Below are 23,388 nucleotides of genomic sequence, written 5' to 3'. Positions count from 1 at the left end.
CTCGGGGGACCCGAGGGAACATGGCAGGAGCAGCAGCCGAAGAGCGCCGGCTCGCCACCGTCGTGGAGAGCTGGCAGGGGCGTCCCGTGCTGATCGTCGGGGACGCCATGCTGGACGAGTGGCGGTTCGCGGAGTCCGAACGGCTCTGCCGGGAAGCCCCCGCCCCGGTCCTCACCCTGCGCCGCCGTACGTCCGCCGCGGGTGGCGCGGCGAACACGGCGGTCAACGTCGCCGCCCTCGGCGGCCGGGCCGTGCTGGTGTCGCCGGTCGGCGCCGACGCGGCCGGCGACGAACTGCACGACTGCCTCGACCGCGCGGGCGTCTGGGACCGTACGGTCAACCAGACCGGACGGCCGACGCCGGTGAAGCGGCGGATGCTCGCCGGCAACCAGATCCTGCTCCGCGAGGACTCCGGTGAGCCGGACGACGCGCTCGACGACGACGGGGTGGCCCGGCTGCTCACCGCGCTGCACTGCGCCACGGAGGAGCTGAAGGCCGTCGCCGCCGGCCGGCCGCTCACCCTGGTCGTCTGCGACTACGGCCTGGGCGCGCTGCCCCGGGCGGTCCGCGCCTGGCTGGTCGCCAACCGGGACCGCTACGCCACCGTGGCCCTCGACGCGCACGACCTCGCCGACTGGCGCGGCCTCAACCCGACCGTGGTGACCCCGAGCTTCGCCGAGGCCACCCGGCTGCTGGCCCGGGCCGCGGTCGGCTTCGGCGGCGGCAGCCGTACTTCCGCGCGCGGCGCCACCGCCGGTGACCTGCACCTGGACCACCCGGCCGACCCGGTCGACGGCCCGTCCGAGCTGGTCGTCGGCGCGGCACCGGGCGGGGCGGGCGAGCGGACCGTCGGCACCCCGCACCCCACCTCCGGCGCGCCGTCGGTCGGCCACCCCGGCGCGGCCGGCCCCGGACCGACCGGGGAGCCGACCCCGGGCGAGGAGCGCGTCGCGCTCACCGGGGACGGGCTCAGCGTGACCGGCACGGGCGTCACCGTGAACGCAGCGGCCGGCGAGGGCGTGGACCGGGCGATGCTGGCCGAGTCGCGCCTGGCCGAACTGCGCGCGCACACCGGCGCGGACGTGGTCGCGGTGACCCTGGACACCGAGGGTGCGGTGGTCGGCGGGGCCGACGGCGAGCCCCGGCGCAGCCACAGCACCCCGGTCCCGGCCAGCCACGCCGTCGGTGCGGGAGACGCGTACCTGGCGGCGATGACCCTGGCGCTGGCGGCGGGGGCGAGCCTGCCCACCGCCGCCCAGCTCGCCCAGCTCGCCGCCACCATCACCGTCTCCGATACCGGCACCTGCGTGTGCCGGCGGGAGGACCTGCTCGACGCGCTGGGCAGCGGGCCGGAGCAGACCGGCCATCCGAGTCTGGTCGGCACCGAGGAGCTGACCGCGATCGTCGAGGAGCACCGCCGGGCCGGACGCTCGATCGTCTTCACCAACGGCTGCTTCGACGTGCTGCACCCGGGGCACGTCCGCTACCTGACCCAGGCCCGGGCGCTCGGCGACCTGCTGGTCGTGGCGGTGAACTCGGACGAGAGCGTACGGCGGCTCAAGGGGCCGGACCGACCGGTCAACCCGGTCGAGGACCGGACCGCCCTGCTGGCCGCGCTGGAGTGCGTCGACCACGTGGTGGTCTTCGAGGAGGACTCCCCGGCGGCGCTGATCGAGGCGGTCCGCCCGGACGTCTACGTCAAGGGCGGCGACTACCCGCCCGAGATGGTCCCGGAGGCTCCGCTGGTGCGCCGGCTGGGCGGGCAGGTGCGCACCCTCGGATACGTGCCGGACCGTTCCACCTCGGCGATCATCGACCGGATCCGGGCCCAGTCGGTCACGCCCACCGTCGGCCGAAGCACGGGCAGGCCGGCGTGAACCGACCGCTCGACCCCGGCACGCCGGACGGTTTCCGCCGGCCGCGGCAGCTGGACGTGCTGATCCCCACCCGCAACCGGCCGGCCGAGCTGGCGGTCACCCTCTCCGGGCTGGCCGCCCAGGAGGGCGTACCCGACTTCGGGGTGGTGGTGAGCGACCAGTCCGACAACGGCCCGGCGTACGCGCACCCGGCGGCGGCCACCCTGGTCCGGGCGCTGCGCCACCGGGGCCACCCGGTGCTGCTGACCCGGCGGCTGCCCCGACGCGGGCTGGCGGAACACCGGGCGTACCTGCTGCGCCAGTCGACGGCCCGGTACGTGCTCTGCCTCGACGACGACGTCTGGCTGGAGCCGGGCACCCTCGCCCGGCTGCTCACCGCGATCAGCGAGCTGGGCTGCGGGTTCGTCGGCAACGCGGTGCACGGCCTCTCCTACGCCGACGACGTGCGCCCCGAGACCCACGCGCACTACGAGGAGTGGCCCGGCCGGCCGGTCCCCGAGCGGGTCCGCCCGGGCACGCCGGAGTGGGATCGGGCGGCCATCCATCCGGCGGCGAACCTGCTGCACGTGACCGAGAAGCTGCGGCTGCCGGCGGGGGCCTGGCGCGCGTACAAGGTCTCCTGGATCGGCGGCTGCGTGCTCTACGACCGGGCGAAGCTGATCGACTCCGGCGGCTTCGAGTTCTGGCGCCGGCTGCACGAGAAGCACCAGGGCGAGGACGTCGCCGCCCAGCTCGCGGTGCTGGAGCGACACGGCGGTGCCGGGGTGCTGCCCAGCGGGGCCTTCCACCTGGAGTCGCCGACCACCGTCACCGAGCGGGACGTGGAGGCGTGGGAGGTCGTCCTCATCGACCAGCCCTCGGACAGCCCGCAGCCGGCCTGACCGCTCGCCCGCCCCGGCCCGCCGCTCGCCCGTCGGCGGGGCCGGCGTGCCGCGCCGGTCAGTCCGCCAGCAGTTCGCGGGCCGCCTCGACCACCTCGACGGCCGGCACGTCGGCGACGAACGAGTCCCGGTGCGGGCAGTCGCCGTCGCCCGGGCGGTGCGGGTAGATCCCCGGGGTGCAGTCGACGCCGCAGACCGGGCAGTGCGTGGTCCAGGAGGCGATCGGGCGGTGCCGGGCCCGTAGCGGCGTGGCGCCGTTGATCAGGTTGCCGATCCAGTAGACGCCCACGGTGGGCGCGCCGACCGCGGCGGCCAGGTGCAACGGCCCGGTGTCGTTGGACACCACCAGCGCGCAGCCGGCGTAGCAGGCGGCCAGCCCGCCCAGGCTGAGCGTGCCGACCTGCGGGCGGACCGGGACGCCGGCCGCCACGACCACCGCGTCCACCGTCTCCCGCTCGGCGGGAGTGCCGGTGACCAGCACCTCGTACCCGTCGCCGACCAGCGCGCGGGCGACCTCGCCGAAGCGGTCCGCGGGCCAGCGCCGCCGGGTGTCGGTCGCCCCCGGGTGCAGCGCCACCCGGGGCCGCTCCGGCACGCCGAGCACCTGCCGGGCCTCGGCCCGGTCGGCGTCGGTGACCGCCAGCGTCGGGGTGATCGTGGTGGCAGACGCCCCGACCAGGGCCACCACCTCCAGGTAGCGGATCACCTCGTGCTGGTAGTAGACGTACCGGATCCAGCGGTCCAGCGGCGGCGCACCCTCGGCGCGCAGCCCGGCGGTGACCCGGGCGCCCAGCCCGGCGACCAGCGGGTTGGAGTTGGCCCCGCCGCCGTGCAGCTGCACCGCCAGGTCGAACCGCTCCGCGCGGGCCGCCGCCAGGAAGTCCGCCAGCTCCGCCGGCGGCTCGTCCGGCCCGGCGTCGCGGATGCCGGGCGCGGGCGGCACCACCAGCACCCGGTCCACCGGGCCGGGGCGGTCGCGCCAGAGCACCGCGTGCCAGGGCGCGCCGAGCAGCACGAGCTCCGCCCCGGGGTACGCGGCCCGCAGCGCCTCCAGCGCCGGCAGGACGAAGATGAAGTCACCGAGCGCGTTCGCCCGCAGCACGGCGATCCGCTCGACGTCGGGTACGCGCTCGCCGACCGGGCCGAGCACCGACGGGGTGGTCACACGACCCCTACGGCCGGTCGATCTCGTCGACCGTGGTGTCCGGGTGGTGCAGTTCCCGGTCGGCGGCCGGGTCGGCCAGGGTCCGCGTACCCACGGTGGCGGGGCGGAGGCCGGTGCGGCCGACGGTGATGGTGCGCGGCGTGGGCCGGGCCGCCCGGGGCAGCCGCACCCGGAGCAGGCCGTGGTCCATCACCGCGTCGATCCGGTCGGGATCCACCCGGGACGGCAGGTCCACCCGGTACTCGAAGCCGCGCGTCTCGAACCCGCCCTGGATGCCGTGGTCGGCGTTGACCTCCGCCTCCGAGCGGGCCCGTACGCACAGCTCCCGGTCGTCCAGCTCGACCGCCACCTCCTCCGGTGCCACGCCCGGCAGCCGGACGACGACCTCCCAGCCGTCGGTCGTCTCGCCCAGCTCCACCTCCGGCGGACCGGCCCGGCCACCGACCAGGCGGCGCAACTCGGCGCGCAGCGACTGGAGCTCGCCCATCGGGTCCCAGCCCTGCTGGCGGCCGCGCCAGAACCCACGTCCACCGGACTGTTCGGTCATCGCATGTCTCCGATCCGCTCGGGTGTCGAGGGGCGCAGCGAGCTCGGCGCGTTCAGGTCGGCCTCCGGGTCGACGCCCACGCCCAGCCGGTCCACCAGCTCGCCGCCGAGCCAGGCGCTGATCCCGAGGAGCGCCACGGCGACCACCTCGATGGCCAGCAGGGCACCCCCGGCGGCCCGGTACTCGGCGTTCAGCCGGACCACCCAGACCGCGGCGAAGAGCAGGATCACCGCGATGTTGGCGCCCGCGTGGGCGAGGCCGACCCGCTTGGCGCGGGTGCCGGTGGGCAGGGCCAACAGGTCGAAGGAGCCGGCCACCGCGGCCAGCACGCCGCCGATCAGGCCGACCAGGATGTTCCAGTACGCGGCCTCACCGAAGAAGCTCGGCCCGCCCACGGTGTCGACCACGTCGAAGATCAGCGCGGTGACCAGGAGCGCCACCGGGAACATCACCAGCATCGGGTGCACGGGGTGACCGAGCACCTTCAGTCGGCTCTCCATCGGGCCTCCATCGGTCGCATCCGGGCGGCTGCGGGTCAAGCCGTACCCGGCCGGCCCGGGGGCAAACCTCGCGTTCGACGCGCACGCCTAGGCTGACCATGGCGGAAACCGGCCGGTCGCGGGCCGAAACGCCATCGACGTCAACGGACGGGGGAGGAATACGTGACCGTAGAGATCACCTCACCGGAGGAACTGCGCGAGCTGCTGGGTACGCCGAACCAGCGGGCGCTGGCCAAGGAGCGCACCGTGCTGCACGCGCGGGACCGGGAGTGGCTGGCCGCCTCGCCGTTCTGCCTGGTCGCCACGGCCGACGCGGACGGCAGCTGCGACGTCTCCCCCAAGGGCGACCCGCCGGGCTTCACACTGGTGCTGGACGAGGCGACCATCGCCATCCCCGAGCGGCCCGGCAACCGGCGCGCCGACGGCTACCGCAACATCCTGGCCAACCCGCACGTCGGGCTGATCTACCTGGTCCCCGGCCGCACCGACACGCTGCGGATCAACGGGCGGGCCCGGCTGGTCCGGGACGCGCCGTACTTCGCCGACATGGTGGTCAAGGGACACCGCCCGGTGCTGGCGGTCGAGGTGGCGATCGAGCAGATCTTCTACCACTGCGCGAAGGCGTTCCTCCGCTCCCAGCTGTGGCAGCCGGAGACGTGGCAGCCCGACGTCCTGCCGTCCCGGGCCCGGCTGGTCAAGGAAGTGGAGGCCCCGGCCGAGAGCCTCGTCGACCTCGAACGCCACTACGGACCGCACTACGTGCAGACCATCTACTCCTGATCCCGCCTCTCACCCCGGGGTACCGGTGGCTCACGTTTGGGCGGGCGGCTGGGGGTACTGATCCAGGGACGGCCCACCGCGTCAACGCGGCGCCGGAACCCCTGGAACCCGGGTCGAGAGAGGATGAGGTGCGATGCCCACGAAGAACAGCTCGGGGCGCGGCAGCGGCTCGACCGCGACCACGAACCCGCCGGGCAACCAGACCCCGAACACCCCCGACGTCAATGAGAGCGAGATCGGCCGGCTGACCGTGGAACAGCTCCGCGACCGGCTCCGCCGACGCGGCGTCACCGGCACCGCCGAGCTGCGCAAGGGCGACCTGGTCAAGGCGCTGGTGCGCAGCATGCGTGACGGCGCGAAGAAGAGCACGTCGGCGCGGGCCGGCGGCTCCACGGCGCGCGCCGGCTCCGCAGCGGACAAGAAGACCTCGCCGGGCGGCGTCCGCACCGGTTCACAGAGTTCGAAATCGCTGCGGTACGCCCAGGAGATCACCTCTGTGGACGACGAGCCGGAGCGGCCCGGCCGCAGCCTGGTCACCACCGACCACGACGTGATCCGGCGCTGGGCGGAGGCGCGCAAGGGCGTCCCGGTCACCGTCGACGGCACCGAGCACGACGGGCACCCGGGGGTGCTGCGGTTCGACTTCCCGGCCAACGGCCGCGACGAGCGGCTGCGCGAGATCAGCTGGGCGGAGTGGCTCCGCGCGTTCGACGAGCGGCGGCTGAACTTCATCTACCAGGAGGAGCGCTCCGACAGGACGCAGAGCAACTTCTTCCGGCTGGAGAACCCGGACCGCGAGGACGGCTGAGCCGGCGGGCGTGGCACCCGTCTCGATTCAGCGCCTCCCCAGTGGGTACGGATCTGAGTACGGACGTCAGAACGACGAGGAGGAATCCATGACCACCAAGGTCGAGAAGTCCATCGAAGTCGACGTGCCGGTCAGCACCGCGTACAACCAGTGGACGCAGTTCGAGGAGTTTCCCCGCTTCATGGGCGGCGTGCACGAGGTGCGGCAGCTCGACGACCAGCGGATGCACTGGATCGCCGAGATCGCCGGCGTGAAGCGCGAGTGGGACGCCAAGGTCCTCGAGCAGGTGCCGGACCGGAAGGTGGCCTGGGCGGCCACCAGCGGCGCCACCAACGCCGGCGCGGTTTACTTCCAGCCGATCGGCACCGGCCGCACCCAGGTTCGGCTCTGCATGGAGTACGCGCCGGAGGGGCTGGTCGAGCAGTCCGGCGACAAGCTGCGCATCGTGGAGAAGCGGGCCGAGGCCGACCTGGAGAAGTTCAAGTCGTACATCGAGAGCCGAGGCACCGCGACGGGCGCCTGGCGCGGCACCATCGACGAGGGCCGCACGCTCGGCACGCCCGGCGTGGAATACGCCGCGTCCTCACTGGGTGACGACGGCAGGCCCCGCGCCTCCGAACGCTGACCATTCACCTTCTTGCCGGAGCGAGCCCCGCGGTCGGGCACGTTTGGCTGCTCGGCCTCGTGACGGCGAGTAAAGGGCCCAGGTCATGATCGGCGATCAAGCCGGTGACCTGGGCCCTTCTATGGAGCCGCCTGACGGAATCGAACCGTCGACCTACGCATTACGAGTGCGTCGCTCTAGCCGACTGAGCTAAGGCGGCAACGATCGTCAAGTGTACGGCACACCCCGGCCCGGAGCCGAACGGGATCCCCACTCTCGCCGAACCGGACATCGAGGAGAAGTTCGGTCGTTCGCCGGACAGCGCTCGCACGCGGGCGGGACTACCCTGCGGCGGTGAGCGATGATCAGGTACCGCCGCAGCCGCCGCTCCCCGAAGCTCATCCCGGCGAGCGGGCGACCCGCCGGCCGCGCAGCCTCAACCCGCTGGAGCTGGGGTTCACCCCACGCAAACCGGTCCCGTGGCTGGCGCCGCTGCTGCTGATCAGCACCGGCCTGCGTACCCTGCTGGCGATGCTGTTCGGGGCGTACCTGGACAAGCGTGAGCTGCAGAACGCGTTCGGCGACGGCACGTTCCGGCAGGTCGGGCCGGACGGCGGGCTCTGGCTGGACTATGTGGCCGACCTGGGTGACGGCTTCGACGCGACGTATTCGGTGGCGTACCTGCTCGCCCAGCCGGAGCTGGAGGTCGACGGGCACCGGCTGCCCCGGGCGCAGACCCTGGTGATGGGGGGCGACCAGGTCTACCCGTCGGCGGCCTACGAGGCGTACGAGGACCGGTGCAAGGGGCCGTATCAGGCCGCCCTGCCGCTGGCGCCGCCCGAGCGGCCGACGCTCTTCGCGGTCCCCGGAAACCACGACTGGTACGACGGCCTGACCGCCTTCCTGCGGCTGTTCGTCCGGTCCCGGGACCGGCACTTCGCCGGCTGGGGCACCGGTCAGTCCCGCTCGTACTTCGCCGTGGAGCTACCCGCCGACTGGTGGCTGCTCGGCATCGACGACCAGTCCGGGTCCTACCTGGACGACCCGCAGCTCACCTACTTCGACGAGGTCGCCCGGAAGCTCACCCCGCGGTCGAAGGTGATCCTGGCGGTCCCGGCGCCCACTTGGGTCAAGGCCGCGGACCATCCCACGGCGTACGACTCGATCGACTACTTCATCCGTACGATCATCGCCCCCACCGGGGCGCAGGTGCGGCTGCTGATCTCCGGCGACCTGCACCACTACGCCCGCTACACCGGCCCGGAGCGGCAGCTCATCACCTGCGGGTCCGGTGGCGCCTACCTCTACCCCACGCACATGCTCCCGGAGCGGCTTGACGTGCCGCCGCGGGACACGCTGTCCCGTCGCGCCAGCCGCACCCGCGAGTACGACCTGGCGGCCCGCTACCCGGAGAAGGCCCGCTCCCGGCGCTACGGCTGGGGCATCTTCGCCCGCCTGCCGTTCCGCAACCCGGGCTTCGCGACCCTGCTCGGTACGCTGCACACCCTGCTCATGCTGGCGATGGCCGGGGTGACGGCGAACCAGGTGGGCACGACCGAGCAGCGGCTGCTCAGTGTCCCGCTGGTGATCATGCTGGTGGTGACCATGCTCAGCGCGGCGTTCTTCGCGAAGCCGCCGAGCGCCGGCGGGAAACGGCACGCCCGGCACTGGATCCTCGGCGTGAGCCACGGGCTCGCCCACATCGCGCTGGCCGCCGGCGGCACCTGGCTCTGGCTGAAGCTGCCCTTCTACGACTGGCCGTGGCCGCTGCCGGCGGTCGCCGCGGCCGTCCTGTACGGGCCGGTGATCGGGCTGGTCGCCAGTCAGTTGGTGGCGCTCTACCTGCTGGTGGCCGGGTCGTTCGGGGTGAACGTCAACGAACTCTTCGCCGGCCAGGGCATCGAGGACTCGAAGGCGTTCCTCCGGTTCCGGATCGACCCGGACGGCACGCTGACCATCTACCCGATCGCCGTGGACAAGGTCTGCCACGCCTGGCGGCTGAACCCGGACCAGTCCCCCACTGCCTCCTGGCTGACCCCCCAGGCCCCGCTGACCCCCCGCCTAGCCGAACCCCCCATCGTCCTCCGCTGACCGCCCACCCCCAAGCAGTGTTGATCATGAGGTTAGCGGCGCCAAAAGAGATCGACTTCGCCGCTAACCTCATGATCAACACGGGCCAGACGGCGCGGTCAGGGGGTGTAGTGCTGGTCGTGGGCTTGGCGGGGGGCACAGACGGAGGCGCGGCTGCACGAGCAGCGGGAGCCGTCGGCGTCCAGGCGAACGGTGACCGAGTCCCGCGGGACGCTGTGGCCGACCACCTTGCCGTCCCCCTCCGGCGTGGAGACCCGGGTGCCGATCACCGGGGCGGACTCCTGAAACCGCTGGTAGAGCGGATGCTCGTACTTGAGGCAGCACATCAGCCGGCCGCACGCGCCGGAGATCCGCAGCGGGTTGAGCGGGAGATCCTGGTCCTTCGCCATCCGGATGGTCACCGGCTCGAAGTCGGTGAGGAAGGTGGCGCAGCACAGATCCCGGCCGCAGGAGCCGATCCCGCCCTGGACGCGCGCCGAGTCGCGGGCGGAGAGCTGCCGCAGCTCGACCCGGCAGTGCAGCGTCGCCCCCAGGTCGCGCACCAGGGAACGGAAGTCGACCCGGTGCGGCGCGGTGAAGTAGACGGTGGTCCGGTCGCTGCCGGTGTCCGGCGTACCGGGCACGTGGTCGACGGCCACCACCTTCATCGGCAGCCCGTGCTCCCGGATGAGCCGCTTGGCGGCCACCTTGGCGTCCGCCTTGCGCCGGCGCAGCAGCTCGTCGCGGCGCAGGTCCTCGTCCTGGGCCAGCCCGGCCAGCTTGGGCGCACCGGCGGTGTCCTCGTCGACCCACTGCGCGGCCCAGACGCACTCGGCCACCTCGGGCCCCTCGTCGGTGGGCACCAGCACCTTGTCGCCCACCTGCGGGCGCAGCTCGCCGGGGTCAAGGTAGTAGAGGCGCCCGTACCGGTTGAAACTGACCGCGCAGAGCATGCCCATGGCCACCACCCTACGACGCCGTGCGGTTTGCCGGCCGCCCAGCCGTCGCCGTCCGGTCACCCGGCGCAGCGATCCATTGTCGGCTCGACCGAGCCGGTGCCAACCCGCCGTGTGGTTGATCCTCGCCCGGACGGCTGAAAGATGAGGCCACTGGAGGACAAACGGCGACCGACCGCGTTGAGTGAAGACAGACCTGCGGGGGGTGCAGGGGAAGCCACGGCGTCGCCGCCGGAGCCCGGCCACGGCCGGTACGGCGCGCGGCGCCGTGGGCTTGCGCCGGAGGCTCATGCCGGCACTCCGCTCCGCCGAACGGTCCAAGCCCGGCCGCGTCGGTCAGTGCGCACCATCGCCGCAGCCTCTGCTGATTCGCTCGCTTCGCTCGCTCAGTGGCCGATCCGGGTGGCGCCGCCGTAGCGGGGCACCCCGGACACCCGCTCCCGCCAGGTCGTCTCGGCCAGGCTCGGCGCCCACTGGCGCAGCAGCGTCTCCGCGCCGTCGTACGCCACCCCGAGCACACCCAGCACCCGGACCGCGATCTCCGCCGCCGCCAGTGCCCCGGTCGGCCCGCCGTCCGCACCCGGCCGCCCGGCGGCGTGCACGGTGACCGCCTCGGTGGAGCGCAGCACGTCGGCCAGGGCCCGGGCCAGGGCGAGCCGGCTCCCCTCCACCCAGTCGGCCAGCGCGTCGGCGTATCCGGCGGTCGACTCCAGCCGCCCGACCAGGCTCTCTGGCCCCTCGTCGAGGTGGCGGAGCAGGGCACCGCGGGCCTCGTCGTACGCTGCGGCGGCCGGCCCGGACCAGGCGACCGGGTCGGCGAGCAGGGCGGAGGCGTCGTCGTATCCCCGGACGAGCCGGCGCACGGCGTGACCGGCGTCGGCCAACGGCGCCGGATGCAGCTCAAGGAACTCGCGCACGGCCGCTCCGGGGAGCACCTGCATGCGGCGCAGCAGCGGCCAGAGCCGGTGCCCCTCGGGTGCGCCGCCGGCGAGCAGCGTGTCGACCCGGGCCAGCAGATCGAGGCCCGGCTCGGCGAGACGGTCCAGGGCGTCCATCACGCCTCCCGGCGGAGCCGGCGCCCGGCGGACTCGTCGGTGGCCGCGTACCGGTCGGCAGCGCTGCGCAGCGCGGCCGCGGCGGCGGACAGCCGGGTCGCGGCGGCGGCCGCCTCGCGGGCCCGGTCGCCGGTGGCGCCGGTCCACTGCCGGTGCAGGGCCCGACCGATCTCGCCGGGCCGGCCCTCGGCGTGCGCGCCGAAGGCGGGGTGCGGCGGGTCGGTCGCGGTCACGGTGCGGGCCAGGGTGGCGAGGGTGGCGCTGGCCTCCTCCAGGCGGGCGGCCAGGGCGTGCAGGGTGTCCATGTCAGGCTCCCGCCAGCGGCCGGTACGCCGCGAAGGTCTCGTTGTGCAGCTTCTCCCGGGCCCACTGGGCGGCGTCGGCGGCGGCGGTGACCGCGGCCTGCACCGAACCGGCGACGTCCCGGGGGTTGCGCTGGTGCAGCGGGCCGAGGAAGCGCACGCCGGTGATCCGCCCACCGGCGGTCACCACCACCTCGACCAGCCCGTCGGGCGAGCGGACGGTGACCTCGACCGTCGACACCGCCTGGTCGAACTCGGCCTGGAGGGTCTCGATGCGCCGGTAGCGGCGGACCGCTTCCTCGATCCAGGCCTCGTCGATCTCGCCCCGTGGCATCGGTGGACTCCTCCCGGCTGGCCCCTCACTGAGCGTGCCGCCACCGTCACCGCGGCACACCGGACCGTACCGCACGTCAATCGCGCCTGTCGATGCCCTGTGGACAGCGCCGGAAAGCTCGCCTACCCCTTCCAGAGGGCGAGCATCATCGCCTCCACCGCGATCCGCGGCTTGACGTTCGCCTCGATCGCCGCCCGGCACTCCAGCACGGCCTCCAGCCGGCGCAGCGCCCCCTCGGCGTCCCACTTCTGCGCGCCGGCCTCGGCCAGCGCGGCGGTGTCGGTGTGCACCGGGGCGACCGGTGCCCGCAGCGCCACGGCGAGCGCGTCGCGATAGAAGCCGGCCAGGTCCACCAGAGCCCGGTCGAGCGCGTCGCGCTGGGCCCGGGTGGCCCGCGACTTCTGCCGCTTCTCCAGGTCCTTGAGCTGGCCGGCGGCACCCCGCATGGCCCCCGCCGCGCCCCGGCCGGTGCCGCCCGCGCCGAGCGCGGTCTGCAGCGCGGCCCGTTCCGCCTCGTCGATCTCGGCGACCGCCGCCGCGGCCTCCGCCTCGGCCGCCTCGATCAGCGCGGACGCGGCGTCGAACGCCGCACCCACCCCGGTCAGCCGGCGCGGCACGGCGAGCACCGCGTCGCGGCGCTGCCGGGCCTCCGGGTCGCGGGCCAGCCGCCGGGCCCGGCCCACGTGCCCCTGCGCGGCCGCCGCCGCCCACTCGGCCACGTCGGGCGCGATGCCGTCCCGGCGTACGAGGACCTCGGCCACCGCGCCGGCCAGCGGCTGGCGCAGCGGTACGACCCGGCACCGGGACCGGATGGTCACGGAGATGTCGTCCGGGTGGGTGGACGGGGCGCAGAGCAGGAACACGGTCCGTGGCGGCGGCTCCTCGACCGCCTTGAGCAGCGCGTTGCCGGCCGCCTCGGTGAGCCGGTCGGCATCCTCGATGATGACGATCTGCCACCGCCCGCCGGACGGCGTGCTGGCCGCCCGGAGCACCAGGGCGCGCATCTCGCCGACGCCGATGGACAGCCCCTCGGGCACCACCAGCCGGACGTCGGCATGGGTGCCGGCCAGCGTGGTGTGGCAGCCGGGACACTCGCCGCAGCCGGTGCCGTGCACGCACTGCAACGCGGCCGCGAAGGCGCGCGCGGCCACCGAGCGGCCCGAGCCGGGCGGGCCGGTGAAGATCCAGGCGTGGGTCATCCCCGCGCCGGGGTCGCCGCCGGCTGCCTCGCCCGGTCCGCCCGGCGGACCGGCGCCGGGGATCGGTTCGGCGTCGAACTCCTCGGCGAGCGCGTCGAGTTTGTCGTAGGAGTCGCCCGGCCCGGCGCCGGTCGCCGGCCCGGCCGGGCGGGCCGCCGGCACGGCGGCGGCCCGCAGCAGGGCGGCGGCCGAGGCGGCGGCGTGGCGCAGCGTCGCCACGGCCTCGTCCTGCCCGACCAGGTCGGCGAAGACGTCCGCCATCAGGTGGGGCGCTTCATGGTCACCAGCTCCGCGCCGGATAACTCGGGCTGGACCGTGGTGTCCGGGCCCTGTGCCGGGCGGGGGTGCACGATGCGGGCCGGATCGCCCAGGACCTCCTCCACCCGCCGGGCGACCGCCTCGGCGATCTCCTCGACCGGCCGGGCGGCGTCGAGCACCAGGTAACGCTTGGGGTCGGCGGCGGCCAGGTCGAGGAACGCGTACCGGACCCGCTCGTGGAACGCGATCGACTCGGCCTCCAGCCGGTCGGCGCCCTGGTTACGGGTACCGACCCGGGACAGGCCGGTGTGCGGTTCGACGTCGAGCAGCACCACCAGGTCGGGCTTGAGCCCGCCGGTGGCCCACGAGGAGAGCCAGGAGACCTCCTGCGCCGGCAGCGTACGACCGGCGCCCTGGTAGGCGAGGGACGAGTCGACGTACCGGTCGCTGATCACCACGGCGCCCCTGGCCAGCGCCGGCCGGACCACGGTGGCGACGTGGTGCGCGCGGTCGGCGGCGTAGAGCAGCGCCTCGGCGCGCGGCGACGGGGCCTCGGCGCCGGCGGTCTCCAGCACCAGCGAGCGGATCCGCTCGCCGACGGCGGTCGCCCCCGGCTCCCGGGTGACCACGACGTCCCGCCCCTGGCCGCGCAGCCGTTCGGCGAGCGCGGCGAGCTGGGTGGACTTGCCGGCGCCCTCGCCACCCTCGAAGACCACGAAGAGACCGCTGGAGACGAAGGGCTCGGCGGGCATCAGCGGGCGGCCCCGGATCGAGCCCCACAGGTCGGCCAGGACCGGTACGCCCTTCTTGTCGTCCATCTGGCCGAACGCGCTGATCCCGGCGAAGATGCCGGCGGCACCCGCGACGAGCAGCAGCAGGCGGGTCGAGGAGACCGAGATGCCCAGGTCGGCGATGGTCAGCTGGCGCGAGCCGCCGACGCCGACCAGGAGGCTGCTCAGCGCGATGGCCAGGATCAGCACCAGCCGGGTGCCGATCTGCACCACCGCGAAGACCCGGCCGCGCAGCTCGTCGGCGACCTCGCCGCCGAGCAGGGTGGTGCCGGCCAGGAAGGCCATGCCGGCACCCGCACCGACCAGGATCGCGCCGAGGATCGCCATGGACAGGTGAATGGCGAAGGCGAGCACCAGCACGGACGCGCTGGCCAGCACGATGCTCATGCCGAACCAGCGGCGCCGGGACATGTCCCGGACGATCATCGGGCCGGCCCCGATGCCGATCGCCAGACCGATGAAGATCGCGCCGAAGAGCAGGTAGAACGCGGCGTCACCGGCGCCCAGCGAGGCGGCGAAGAACTTGGCCGTGCCGACCACGATGCCGCCGCCGGCGAACGCGCCGAAGATGCCGAGCACCAGGCCACGGACCAGCGGGGTCTGCCGGATGAACGTCCAGCCCTCGGCGAACTGCCGCGCCATGCTCTGCTCGGTGGGCTCGCGCTCGCCGGTGCGGGTCCGGCTGATCTCTCTGATCCCGAAGGCGACGACCAGCGCGGTGGCGAGCCGGGAGAACGAGTTGACCCAGAGCGCAAGCTGCGCCGGCTCGGCCCAGTTCGGCAGCCCGCCCCCGACCAGCCCGCGCACGCTGCGGTCGAGCACCGCGGCGACGATGGCGGCGCCGATCGGGGTGATGCCGTACGTGGTGATCAGGGTGAGCTGGTTGGCGGTCTCCAGCCGGGCGCGCGGGATCAGGTTGGGGACCGCGGCCTCCTTGGCCGGGATCCACATCAGGGTGATCGTCTCGATCAGGAAGGTGGCGATCGCCGCCCAGGTGACCACCAGGGCGCCGCTGGCGCCGGTCAGCGCGTAGAGCGGGATCGAGGCGAAGAGCACGAAACGCAGGACGTCGCAGATGACCATGGTCCAGCGCCGGTCGAACCGGTCGGCGAAGACCCCGGCCACCGGGCCGAGCAGCAGGGCGGGCAGCAGCCGGATCGCGATCAGCGTGCCGAACGCCGCGCCCTTGGCGGTGTCGCCGGAGACCTGAGCGGCGGCGAAGACCGAGGTGGCGAGCAGGCCGAGCCAGTCGCCGAAGGAGGCGACGCCGAGCACGACCCAGAGCCGGCGGAACGGCCGGATGCGCAGCACCGAGCGGATGGCGGCCGCTGCGGACAGGTCAGCCTGCGCGGGCGACGACACGCCGGGCGACTCGCCGTTCTTCTGGCTTTTGATGGCCGTACCTCCACGTGCCGGCCCAGAGTTGGGCATCCCCGGTGCAACACTCTAGTCGCGGCGAGAAGCGCCCCCTCCGCGACATTCGCCTGCTCGCCGAGCCTAGGCCGCCGGGGCCACCGCCCGCAGCCCGGACATACGCGAGGGTATTTCGCATTGACTCCCAGACAGTTAGCGTGCAGCCGTGGCCACCGACAGTGACAGACTTCGCGATCGCCTCGACGGGGCGACCGCCCACCTCGACCCGCCGTACGCGGTCGTCGACCTCGCCGCCTTCGACGCGAACGCGGACGCGCTCGCCCGCCGGGCCGCCGGCAAGCCGGTCCGGGTGGCCAGCAAGTCGGTCCGCGCCCGCGAACTGCTCAGCCGGGTGCTGGGGCGCCCCGGCTGGCGCGGCGTGATGGCGTTCACCCTGCCCGAGGCGCTCTGGCTGGCCCGCGCCGGGGTCAGCGACGATGTGCTGGTGGCGTACCCGACCGCCGACCGGGGCGCGCTGGCCGAGTTGGCCGCCGACCCGGCGCTCGCCGACGCGGTGACGCTGATGGTCGACGACGCCGGTCAGCTCGATCTGGTCGACGAGGTGTGCCCGCCCGGCCGCCGGCCACCGGTGCGGGTCTGCCTCGACCTGGACGCCTCCTGGCGACCGCTCGGCGGGCGGGTGCACGTCGGCGTCCGGCGGTCCCCGGTGCACAGCGCCCGGGCAGCCGGCGCGCTCGCCCGCGCCGTCGCCGGCCGGCCCGGCTTCCGGCTGGTCGGCCTGATGTCGTACGAGGCGCAGATCGCCGGCCTCGGCGACGCCCCGCCCGGACAGGCGGTGCTGGGTACCGCGATCCGGGTCGCCCAACGCGGGTCGTACCGGGAACTGCTGGCCCGCCGGGCGGCGGCGGTCGCCGCGGTACGCGAGCACGCCGACCTCGAGTTCGTCAACGGCGGCGGCACCGGCAGCGTGGCCGCCACCAGCGCCGACCCCGCGGTCACCGAGGTCACTGCGGGATCCGGCCTGTACGGGCCGACGCTCTTCGACGCGTACCGGGCCTGGCGCCCCACCCCGGCGGCGTTCTTCGCCTGCGCGGTGGTCCGCCGGCCGGCGCCCGGGGTGGCCACCGTGCTCGGTGGCGGCTGGATCGGCTCGGGCCCGGCCGCCGACAGCCGGCTCCCCCGGCCGTGGTTGCCGGCCGGGCTGCGGCTGCTCGGCGCCGAAGGCGCGGGTGAGGTGCAGACTCCGGTGGCGGGCACGGCCGCGACGGCCCTGCGGGTCGGTGACCGGGTCTGGTTCCGCCATGCCAAGGCCGGCGAGCTGTGCGAGCACGTCAACGAACTGCATCTCGTCGACGGCGACAGCGTGGTCGCCACCGTGCCCACCTACCGGGGCGAAGGCCGGGCGTTCCTCTAGTCACGAGACGTGGCCTGGTGAGGCAGGACCTGGGCCCTCGGTCGGGTGACGGCGGGCCCCGGCGCACCTCGGGCGCCCGCCGTACCTCGTGCCGCCCGGTCGCACCCCAGGCGTCTTTCGCGTCCTGCCGCCCGGTCGCACCCGGGGGGTCTTTCCTGTCCTGCCACCCGGTCGCACCCGGACGTCTTTCCCGTCCTGCCACCCGGTCGCACCCGGGCGACTTTCCGGTCGTGCCGCCGGCCGGGGCCGGCGGCGTCCGCTCAGCTCTGCTGAGCGGCCTCGGTCCTGGCGTCGACCTGCCGGTGCAGGTACTCCCGGATCAGCGCCTTCGCCTCGGAAAGCACCCGCTCGTCGCCCTCGGGCTTGCGCCGGAACGCCAGCTTGATCAGGGCGTCCGCGCCCTCGACCGCGATCTCCAGATGGAACCGGAGGTCGGGCACGTCGGCCAGACCGAAACGCTCGGCGAGCACGCGGGCGAGCTGATCGGCGATCACCCCGTTGTTGTCCCGCTGCTCATCGAGCAGGTGCAGGTCGACCACGTCGCCGAAGTGCAGGGTACGGAACCCCGGGATGGTGCGGTGCATCGTGATGTACTCGTCGATCGCCGCGTCGACGCCGTCCCACCAGTGGGTCAGGTCGTCGGAGGCGAACCGCTCGTCGAGCCGCTGGAGATAGGACTCCATCGTGCGCAGGGTCAACGCCTGCACGATCGCCCGCTTGTCCGGAAAGAACTGGTAGACCGACCCGATCGCCACCTCGGCGCGCTCGGCGAGGAGAGTCGTGGTCAACCCCTCGTACCCCACCTCGTCGACGAGCTCGGCACAGGCGTCCAGCATCCGCTGGACCCGCGCGACACTTCGACCCTGCACCGGCACCCGGCGCAGCGGCCCGGTCGTGGCGGCTGGTGTGGACACTCGGCGCCACCCCCCTTCGACGGAAGAACATATCTACAAGTCACGAGACCGTGACTACCGGTACAACGAGCGTGTCGCGTTTGCGGTATTTACCAGGCACAACGTTCCTGATATGAAGTCAGTTCATATTCATGTCGAGTAGCGTCCATGGCCGGTACGCCACCAGCCGCCTGGTCCAACTGGGCCGGCAACCAACGCAGCACCGCCACCCTGGTGGCGCGTCCCCGGACCGTCGACGAGGTCGCCGCGGCGATCCACGCCGCCGCCGACGCCGGCCGGACGATCCGGACGGTGGGCAGCGGGCACTCGTTCACCGGGACGGCCCTCACCGACGGGCACCGGCTCGAACTGACCGAACTGGACACCGGCGTCACCGTCGACACCACCCGCCGACTGGTCACCGTACCGGCCGGGATGACTCTGCACACGCTCAACGACCTACTCGCCACCCACGGACTGGCGCTGCCCAATCTCGGCGACATCGACGCGCAGACCTTGGCCGGGGCGCTCGCCACCGGCACCCACGGCACCGGCGCGAAACTCGGCTGCCTGTCCACCTTCGTCACCGGGCTGACCCTGGTCACCGGCACCGGGGAGGTGCTGCGCTGCTCCGCCGACGAGCACCGCGACGTCTTCGCCGCCGCCCGGGTCGGGCTCGGCGCGGTCGGCATGCTGGTCGAGGTCACCCTGCGCTGCGTCGACGCCTTCGTGCTCCGCGCGCACGAGCGGCCGGCGGCGCTGGCCGCGGTGCTGGCCGACCTGCCCGGGCTCGTCGAACAGCACGACCACGTCGAGTTCTACTGGTTCCCGTACACCGCACGGGTGCAGGTCAAGACCAACGACCGGGTGCCCGCCGACGACCGGCCGCTGCCCCGCTGGCGGGGCTGGCTGGACGACGATTTCCTGGCCAACAGCGTCTTCGCCGGGGCCTGCCGGCTGGGCCGCGCCGTGCCGGCGCTGGCCCCCGGGATCAGCGCCGTCTCCGCCCGGGCGCTCACCGAACGCACCTACACCGGTCGCTCCGACCGGGTCTTCTGCACGCCACGCCGGGTCCGCTTCCTGGAGATGGAGTACGCCCTGCCCCGCGCCGTCCTGCCGGCCGCGCTGGACGCCCTGCGGCGCATCGTGGACAACCTGCCGTTCAAGGTGCTCTTCCCGGTCGAGGTGCGGTTCACCGCCGCCGACGACATCTGGCTCTCCCACGGATTCGGGCGGGACTCGGCATACCTCGCCATCCACCAGTACGTGGGCATGCCCTTCGAGCCCTACTTCCGGGCGTTCGAGGAGGTGGCCACGGAACTGGGCGGACGGCCGCACTGGGGCAAGCTGCACTACCGGGACGCGGCGTCGCTCGCGCCCGCGTACCCGCGGTTCGCCGACTTCCTGGCCGTCCGCGACCGCCTCGACCCCGACCGCCGCTTCGCCAACCCCTACCTGAACCAGGTCCTCGGCGACTGAGCCGCACCCCTGCCACAGATCTTGGTACGAATCAGCCCCGTCAGGGGCGACACCTGACCAAGATCTGTTCGCTGTCCACAGGGGGTGGTGGGCGGGTGAGTGGTGATGAGGATGGGAGGGTGTGAGGGAAGGTGGGCGGGACGGGGGGCGGGACGGGGGGGCGGGAAAGTGGGCGGGATGGGCGGGGGGTACGGGCCGGTCTTTGGCGGGCGCTACCGACCGACGACGCCGACGAGCTGACCTGGCTGCTGTTCCATCAGGAAGACGTCCTCAGCCTTGAACAGGCGCGGCGATTCCTGTCTCCCAAGGCGATCCGACACCGGGTGGCCACTCGACGTTGGCGCCAGGTGCATCGAGGGATCTACGTGACCCACAGCGGTCCGCTCGGCCCTGCCCAACTCCGGTGGATCGCGGTGCTCGCGGCCGGCCCGGCGGCGGTGCTCGGCGGGCTCACCGCAGCCCAGGCCTGGGGGCTGCGTCGCTACGAGACTCGGGTCGTCCACCTCCTGCTACCCGCCCGGCACCAGGCAAGATCGCTTCCGTCGGGCGTACGCGTCCACCGGACGACGCTGCTGCCAGAGCAGGACGTGCTGTCGGTCGGCCAGCCGCGACGGACGATGCCAGCGCGGTCTTTGGTCGATGCGGCGCAATGGGCTCCGAGCGATGCGGAGGCACGCGCGGTGATCGCTGCCGGCTTCCAGCAACGACTCGTCGGCGGGGACGACGTGCACCGGGTCCTGGACCGAATGCCGCGCGCCCGGCGGCGCAAACTGATCAAAGTGACGGCGTCGGACGCGGCGGGCGGCGCCCACTCCCTCGCTGAGTTGGACTTCCTCAGCCTGGTCCGTACGGCTGGGCTACCCGAACCGTCCCGGCAGGTGGTCCGCCATGACGCCGCCGGACGCCGACGCTATCTGGACGTCTGGTTCGAGCAGTGGCGGGTCCACGTCGAAATCGACGGTGGGCAGCATCTCGATCCCCGAACCGCGTGGAACGACATGCAGCGCCAGAATGATCTCTGGACCACAGGCGACCGGGTGCTCCGATTTCCCGCCTGGGCCGTGCGCAACGAACCGGAGCGGGTAATCACCCAGCTGCGCGCCGCCCTCCGCTACGCAGGCTGGCCCGGTTAACCACCCTGATCAGATCTTGGTACGTACCCGCCCCGCCAAGGGCCGCCACGTACCAAGATCTCTTCAGATCAATAATCACTCCGTGGAGGTGGATGCCTTCCGGGGGGCGGCCTTCTTCGCCGGGGCCTTCTTGGCCGCGGTGGCCTTGGCGGTCGTCGTCTTCTTCGCGGCGGTGGACTTGGCGGCGGCGGTCTTCTTCGCCGCCGCCTTCTTGGCCGAGGCCGCCTTCTTCGCCGCCGCCTTCTTCGGCGCCGGACCCTTCGCCCGCTTCTCGGCGAGCATCTCGGAGGCTTCCTCCAGGGTCAGCGCCTCCGGGGTCTGCCCGCGCCGCAGCGACGCGTTGGTCTCCCCGTCGGTGACGTACGGCCCGAACCGCCCATCCTTGATCACCAGCGGCTTCTCGGTGAGCGGGTCGGCGCCCATCTCCCGCAGCGGCGGCGCGGCGGCCCGGCGCTGGCGGGTCTTCGGGGTGGCCAGCAGCGCGAGCGCCTCGTCCAGCGTGACGGTGAACATCTTCTCTTCCGAGTCCAACGAGCGGAACTCGTCACCACGCTTGACGTACGGGCCGTAGCGGCCGTTGTTGGCGAACACCTCGACCCCGTCCGGGGCCACCCCCACGAGCCGGGGCAGGCTGAGCAGCTTCAGCGCCTCGTCGAAGGTGAGCGTCTCCGGCGACTGCGACCGCAGCAGCGAGGACTTCCGCTCGCCGCTGGCCACGTACGGGCCGAACCGGCCGGACTTCAGCACGATCGGCTCGCCGGTGGCCGGGTCGTCGCCGAGCTTTCGCTCGCCCGCGCCACCGAGGAACAGCTCGTGCACCTTCTCCGGGGTCAGCTCGTCCGGCGCCAGCCCCTCGGGGATCGGCGCCCGGTCGCCCTGGGCGCCGCCCTCCTCGCCCTCACCGGTGGGTGCGGGCTGCTCGCCCGGCAGGGCCCGCTGGAGGTACGGCCCGTACCGGCCGACCCGGACGACGACCTCGCGCCCCTCCTCGTCGGTGAAGAGTGTGATCGAGTTGACGCTGCGTGCGTCGATCTCGCTGAGGTTCTCCGTCACCAGCTTCTTGAGGCCACCGGCGTGGGCGATGTCCCGGTCACCGGCGCCGTTGGCGCTGCCGAAGTAGAACGCGGTGAGAAAGTCGACCGCGGCGTGGTCGCCGCCGGCGATCTCGTCCAGCTCGTTCTCCATGCTGGCGGTGAAGTCGTAGTCGATCAGGCGCGGGTAGTGCCGCTCCATCAGCCCGATCACCGCGAACGCCAGGAACGACGGGATCATCGCTTGGCCGCGCTTGACGACGTACCCGCGGTCCTGGATGGTCTGCATGATCGACGCGTACGTCGACGGGCGGCCGATGCCCAGCTCCTCCAGCGCCTTGACCAGCGACGCCTCGGTGTAGCGGGCGGGCGGCTGGGTGTGGTGGCCCTGCGCGGCCAGCTCCTCGGCGGTCAGCGGCTGGTCCTTGACCAGGGTGGGCAGCCGCCGCTCGGCGTCCTCGGCCTCGGCGTTCTCGTCGTCGCTCGACTCCACGTAGGCGCGCAGGAAACCGGGGTCGGTGATGGTCTTGCCGGTCGCCCCGAAGTCGGCCTCCTCCTGCGCGGCGGAGACCGCGCGGATCCGCACCGAGACGCTGGAGCCGACCGCGTCGGTCATCTGCGAGGCGATGGTGCGCCGCCAGATCAGCTCGTAGAGCTTGAACTCCTCGGCGGACAGCTCCTTGGCCACCTCACCCGGGGTGCGGAAGTTGTCCCCCGCCGGGCGGATCGCCTCGTGCGCCTCCTGCGCGTTCTTCACCTTGCCGGTGTAGCGGCGCGGCTCCGGCGGCACGCTGCGCTCGCCGTACAGCTCGACGATCTGCCGGCGGGCCGCCGCGACGGCGGTCTCCGACAGGTTCACCGAGTCGGTACGCATATAGGTGATGTAGCCGTTCTCGTACAGCCGCTGCGCGGTGCGCATTGTCTGCTGGGACGAGAGCCGCAGCTTGCGGGCCGCCTCCTGCTGCAGCGTGGAGGTGATGAACGGCGCGTACGGGCGGCGCCGGTAGGGCTTCTCCTCGACCCGGGTGACGGTGAACGGCCGCCCCTCCAGCCGGGCCGCCAGGCCCCGGGCACCGCCCTCGTCGAGGTGCACCACGCCCGCGCCGGCCCGGACCCGGCCGGTGGTCGGCTCGAAGTCCTTGCCGGTGGCGATCCGGTCGCCGTTCAGCGCGATCAGGGTGGCGTTGAACGCCCGTGGCCCCTCGCCGGGGTTCGCCACCGCGAGAGTGGCCAGGATGTCCCAGTATTCCGCGGTGCGGAAGGCCATCCGCTGCCGCTCCCGCTCGACCACGATCCGGGTCGCCACGGACTGCACCCGGCCCGCCGAGAGCTTCGGCATGACCTTCTTCCACAGCACCGGGGAGACCTCGTAGCCGTACAGCCGGTCCAGGATGCGCCGGGCCTCCTGCGCGTCGACCAGGTCGCGGTCGATCTCCCGCGGGTTGGCCACCGCGGCCTGGATGGCCGGCTTGGTGATCTCGTGGAAGACCATCCGCTTGACCGGCACCTTGGGCTTGAGCGTCTCCACCAGGTGCCAGGCGATCGCCTCGCCCTCGCGGTCCTCGTCCGTCGCCAGGAAGATCTCGTCGACCTCCTTGGCCAGCTTGGTCAGCTTGCTGATCTGCTGCTTGCGGTCCGGCGAGACCACATAGAGCGCGTGGAACCCGTTGTCGACGTCCACGCCGAGCCGCGCCCACGGCTCGCCCTTGTACTTGGCCGGCACGTCGGCGGCGTTGCGGGGCAGGTCCCGGACGTGGCCGAAGCTGGCCTCCACGACGTACCCCGGGCCGAGGTAGCCCGAGATCGTCTTGGCCTTCGCCGGTGACTCGACGATGACCAGACGGGTGGTTCCAGCGTTGCTCGGCACGTCTCTCTCCGACCTCACTCCTGCTCTATGCCCGTTTCGGGCCGCATTGCACGCCCGGACGACCGGTGGT

At 73.3% G+C, this 23,388-nt stretch carries 20 protein-coding genes and 1 tRNA gene; 9 read left to right on the top strand and 12 right to left on the bottom strand.

What is annotated here, in order from left to right; genetic code table 11:
• Window positions 1–20 precede the first annotated feature (20 nt).
• Window positions 21–1,877: a D-glycero-beta-D-manno-heptose 1-phosphate adenylyltransferase gene (rfaE2, locus tag ACFYM6_RS03170; protein WP_387271692.1), complete on the top strand. Its 1,857-nt coding sequence runs from the start codon at window positions 21–23 to the stop codon at window positions 1,875–1,877.
• Entirely contained in the window at window positions 1,874–2,758 is an 885-nt protein-coding gene (locus ACFYM6_RS03165) for a glycosyltransferase family 2 protein (RefSeq protein ID WP_387271690.1), read from the top strand. Before rfaE2 ends, ACFYM6_RS03165 begins: the two co-directional genes overlap by 4 nt.
• Before the next feature lie 58 nt (window positions 2,759–2,816).
• Here ACFYM6_RS03165 and ACFYM6_RS03160 read toward each other — a convergent pair whose 3' ends face one another.
• From ACFYM6_RS03160 to ACFYM6_RS03150, 3 genes are read right to left on the bottom strand one after another with little or no spacing between them, the layout of a single operon-like run.
• The gene (locus ACFYM6_RS03160; RefSeq protein WP_387271688.1) at window positions 2,817–3,923 is read right to left on the bottom strand and encodes a glycosyltransferase family 9 protein; all 1,107 of its coding nucleotides are present in this window, start codon (window positions 3,921–3,923) and stop codon (window positions 2,817–2,819) included.
• A 7-nt stretch (window positions 3,924–3,930) separates the two neighbouring features.
• Entirely contained in the window at window positions 3,931–4,470 is a 540-nt protein-coding gene (locus ACFYM6_RS03155) for an Hsp20/alpha crystallin family protein (protein WP_387271686.1), read from the bottom strand.
• On the bottom strand, window positions 4,467–4,970 hold the full coding sequence (locus ACFYM6_RS03150) for a DUF2231 domain-containing protein (RefSeq protein WP_387271684.1): 504 nt from the start codon (window positions 4,968–4,970) through the stop codon (window positions 4,467–4,469). The genes ACFYM6_RS03155 and ACFYM6_RS03150 overlap by 4 nt, the downstream gene beginning before the upstream one ends.
• Window positions 4,971–5,132: 162 nt before the next feature.
• On the opposite strand from ACFYM6_RS03150, the gene ACFYM6_RS03145 reads away from it, so the two are divergent.
• The 3 genes from ACFYM6_RS03145 to ACFYM6_RS03135 all read left to right on the top strand — a co-directional run bounded on the left by ACFYM6_RS03145 (window position 5,133) and on the right by ACFYM6_RS03135 (window position 7,183).
• Window positions 5,133–5,750: a pyridoxamine 5'-phosphate oxidase family protein gene (locus ACFYM6_RS03145; RefSeq protein WP_387271682.1), complete on the top strand. Its 618-nt coding sequence runs from the start codon at window positions 5,133–5,135 to the stop codon at window positions 5,748–5,750.
• A gap of 133 nt (window positions 5,751–5,883) precedes the next feature.
• Entirely contained in the window at window positions 5,884–6,558 is a 675-nt protein-coding gene (locus ACFYM6_RS03140) for a hypothetical protein (protein WP_387271681.1), read from the top strand.
• Window positions 6,559–6,646: 88 nt separating this feature from the next.
• A complete protein-coding gene (locus ACFYM6_RS03135; RefSeq protein ID WP_387271679.1) occupies window positions 6,647–7,183 on the top strand; it encodes an SRPBCC family protein in 537 nt (178 codons plus the stop codon).
• A 122-nt stretch (window positions 7,184–7,305) separates the two neighbouring features.
• Here ACFYM6_RS03135 and ACFYM6_RS03130 read toward each other — a convergent pair.
• Window positions 7,306–7,382, bottom strand: a tRNA-Thr gene (locus ACFYM6_RS03130).
• 134 nt (window positions 7,383–7,516) lie between these two features.
• On the opposite strand from ACFYM6_RS03130, the gene ACFYM6_RS03125 reads away from it, so the two are divergent.
• On the top strand, window positions 7,517–9,253 hold the full coding sequence (locus ACFYM6_RS03125) for a metallophosphoesterase family protein (RefSeq protein ID WP_387271677.1): 1,737 nt from the start codon (window positions 7,517–7,519) through the stop codon (window positions 9,251–9,253).
• Window positions 9,254–9,351: 98 nt separating this feature from the next.
• Here ACFYM6_RS03125 and ACFYM6_RS03120 read toward each other — a convergent pair whose 3' ends face one another.
• The 6 genes from ACFYM6_RS03120 to tmk all read right to left on the bottom strand — a co-directional run bounded on the left by ACFYM6_RS03120 (window position 9,352) and on the right by tmk (window position 15,489).
• Window positions 9,352–10,191, bottom strand: coding sequence for a stage 0 sporulation family protein (locus tag ACFYM6_RS03120; protein WP_387271675.1), 840 nt, complete (start codon window positions 10,189–10,191; stop codon window positions 9,352–9,354).
• 383 nt (window positions 10,192–10,574) lie between these two features.
• Complete coding sequence (locus ACFYM6_RS03115) at window positions 10,575–11,243, bottom strand: hypothetical protein (RefSeq protein WP_387271673.1); 669 nt, start codon at window positions 11,241–11,243, stop codon at window positions 10,575–10,577.
• A complete protein-coding gene (locus ACFYM6_RS03110) occupies window positions 11,243–11,548 on the bottom strand; it encodes a hypothetical protein (protein ID WP_387271671.1) in 306 nt (101 codons plus the stop codon). The genes ACFYM6_RS03115 and ACFYM6_RS03110 overlap by 1 nt, the downstream gene beginning before the upstream one ends.
• Before the next feature lies 1 nt (window position 11,549).
• Window positions 11,550–11,879 carry a YbaB/EbfC family nucleoid-associated protein gene (locus tag ACFYM6_RS03105; protein WP_357442142.1) on the bottom strand — a complete coding sequence of 110 codons (330 nt, stop codon included), beginning with the start codon at window positions 11,877–11,879 and terminating at the stop codon, window positions 11,550–11,552.
• A gap of 122 nt (window positions 11,880–12,001) precedes the next feature.
• Window positions 12,002–13,339: a DNA polymerase III subunit delta' gene (locus ACFYM6_RS03100; RefSeq protein ID WP_387271669.1), complete on the bottom strand. Its 1,338-nt coding sequence runs from the start codon at window positions 13,337–13,339 to the stop codon at window positions 12,002–12,004.
• Complete coding sequence (gene tmk / locus ACFYM6_RS03095; RefSeq protein ID WP_387271667.1) at window positions 13,339–15,489, bottom strand: dTMP kinase; 2,151 nt, start codon at window positions 15,487–15,489, stop codon at window positions 13,339–13,341. Before tmk ends, ACFYM6_RS03100 begins: the two co-directional genes overlap by 1 nt.
• A 217-nt stretch (window positions 15,490–15,706) precedes the next feature.
• On the opposite strand from tmk, the gene ACFYM6_RS03090 reads away from it, so the two are divergent.
• On the top strand, window positions 15,707–16,915 hold the full coding sequence (locus tag ACFYM6_RS03090; protein ID WP_387271665.1) for an amino acid deaminase/aldolase: 1,209 nt from the start codon (window positions 15,707–15,709) through the stop codon (window positions 16,913–16,915).
• A 260-nt stretch (window positions 16,916–17,175) separates the two neighbouring features.
• On the opposite strand, the gene ACFYM6_RS03085 is transcribed toward ACFYM6_RS03090, so the two are convergent.
• Window positions 17,176–17,751 (bottom strand): TetR family transcriptional regulator, encoded by a 576-nt coding sequence (locus tag ACFYM6_RS03085; RefSeq protein WP_387271869.1) that lies wholly within the window; start codon window positions 17,749–17,751, stop codon window positions 17,176–17,178.
• A 225-nt stretch (window positions 17,752–17,976) separates the two neighbouring features.
• On the opposite strand from ACFYM6_RS03085, the gene ACFYM6_RS03080 reads away from it, so the two are divergent.
• Both ACFYM6_RS03080 and ACFYM6_RS03075 read left to right on the top strand, forming a co-directional pair.
• Entirely contained in the window at window positions 17,977–19,287 is a 1,311-nt protein-coding gene (locus ACFYM6_RS03080; protein ID WP_387271663.1) for a D-arabinono-1,4-lactone oxidase, read from the top strand.
• 131 nt (window positions 19,288–19,418) lie between these two features.
• On the top strand, window positions 19,419–20,420 hold the full coding sequence (locus ACFYM6_RS03075; protein WP_387271661.1) for a DUF559 domain-containing protein: 1,002 nt from the start codon (window positions 19,419–19,421) through the stop codon (window positions 20,418–20,420).
• 75 nt (window positions 20,421–20,495) lie between these two features.
• Here ACFYM6_RS03075 and topA read toward each other — a convergent pair whose 3' ends face one another.
• Entirely contained in the window at window positions 20,496–23,318 is a 2,823-nt protein-coding gene (gene topA, locus ACFYM6_RS03070; protein WP_387271659.1) for a type I DNA topoisomerase, read from the bottom strand.
• Between the last annotated feature and the right edge of the window lie 70 nt (window positions 23,319–23,388).

The sequence above is a fragment of the Micromonospora sp. NPDC006431 genome (genome assembly GCF_042870725.1).
In the GTDB taxonomy this organism is placed as follows: Bacteria; Actinomycetota; Actinomycetes; order Mycobacteriales; family Micromonosporaceae; genus Micromonospora.
Note: the sequence above shows the minus strand (reverse complement) of the source record. Positions and strands in the feature narration are given on the sequence as shown.

What these genes read in the sequence shown, in the direction of transcription:
- ACFYM6_RS03100 (WP_387271669.1), bottom strand. Translation starts at nt 13,339, where the DNA reads ATGGCGGACGTCTTCGCCGACCTGGTCGGGCAGGACGAGGCCGTGGCG.
- ACFYM6_RS03105 (WP_357442142.1), bottom strand. Translation starts at nt 11,879, where the DNA reads ATGCCACGGGGCGAGATCGACGAGGCCTGGATCGAGGAAGCGGTCCGC.
- ACFYM6_RS03110 (WP_387271671.1), bottom strand. Translation starts at nt 11,548, where the DNA reads ATGGACACCCTGCACGCCCTGGCCGCCCGCCTGGAGGAGGCCAGCGCC.
- ACFYM6_RS03135 (WP_387271679.1), top strand. Translation starts at nt 6,647, where the DNA reads ATGACCACCAAGGTCGAGAAGTCCATCGAAGTCGACGTGCCGGTCAGC.
- rfaE2 (WP_387271692.1), top strand. Translation starts at nt 21, where the DNA reads ATGGCAGGAGCAGCAGCCGAAGAGCGCCGGCTCGCCACCGTCGTGGAG.
- ACFYM6_RS03085 (WP_387271869.1), bottom strand. Translation starts at nt 17,751, where the DNA reads ATGCTGGACGCCTGTGCCGAGCTCGTCGACGAGGTGGGGTACGAGGGG.
- ACFYM6_RS03140 (WP_387271681.1), top strand. Translation starts at nt 5,884, where the DNA reads ATGCCCACGAAGAACAGCTCGGGGCGCGGCAGCGGCTCGACCGCGACC.
- ACFYM6_RS03080 (WP_387271663.1), top strand. Translation starts at nt 17,977, where the DNA reads ATGGCCGGTACGCCACCAGCCGCCTGGTCCAACTGGGCCGGCAACCAA.
- ACFYM6_RS03150 (WP_387271684.1), bottom strand. Translation starts at nt 4,970, where the DNA reads ATGGAGAGCCGACTGAAGGTGCTCGGTCACCCCGTGCACCCGATGCTG.
- ACFYM6_RS03115 (WP_387271673.1), bottom strand. Translation starts at nt 11,243, where the DNA reads ATGGACGCCCTGGACCGTCTCGCCGAGCCGGGCCTCGATCTGCTGGCC.
- ACFYM6_RS03120 (WP_387271675.1), bottom strand. Translation starts at nt 10,191, where the DNA reads ATGGGCATGCTCTGCGCGGTCAGTTTCAACCGGTACGGGCGCCTCTAC.
- ACFYM6_RS03155 (WP_387271686.1), bottom strand. Translation starts at nt 4,470, where the DNA reads ATGACCGAACAGTCCGGTGGACGTGGGTTCTGGCGCGGCCGCCAGCAG.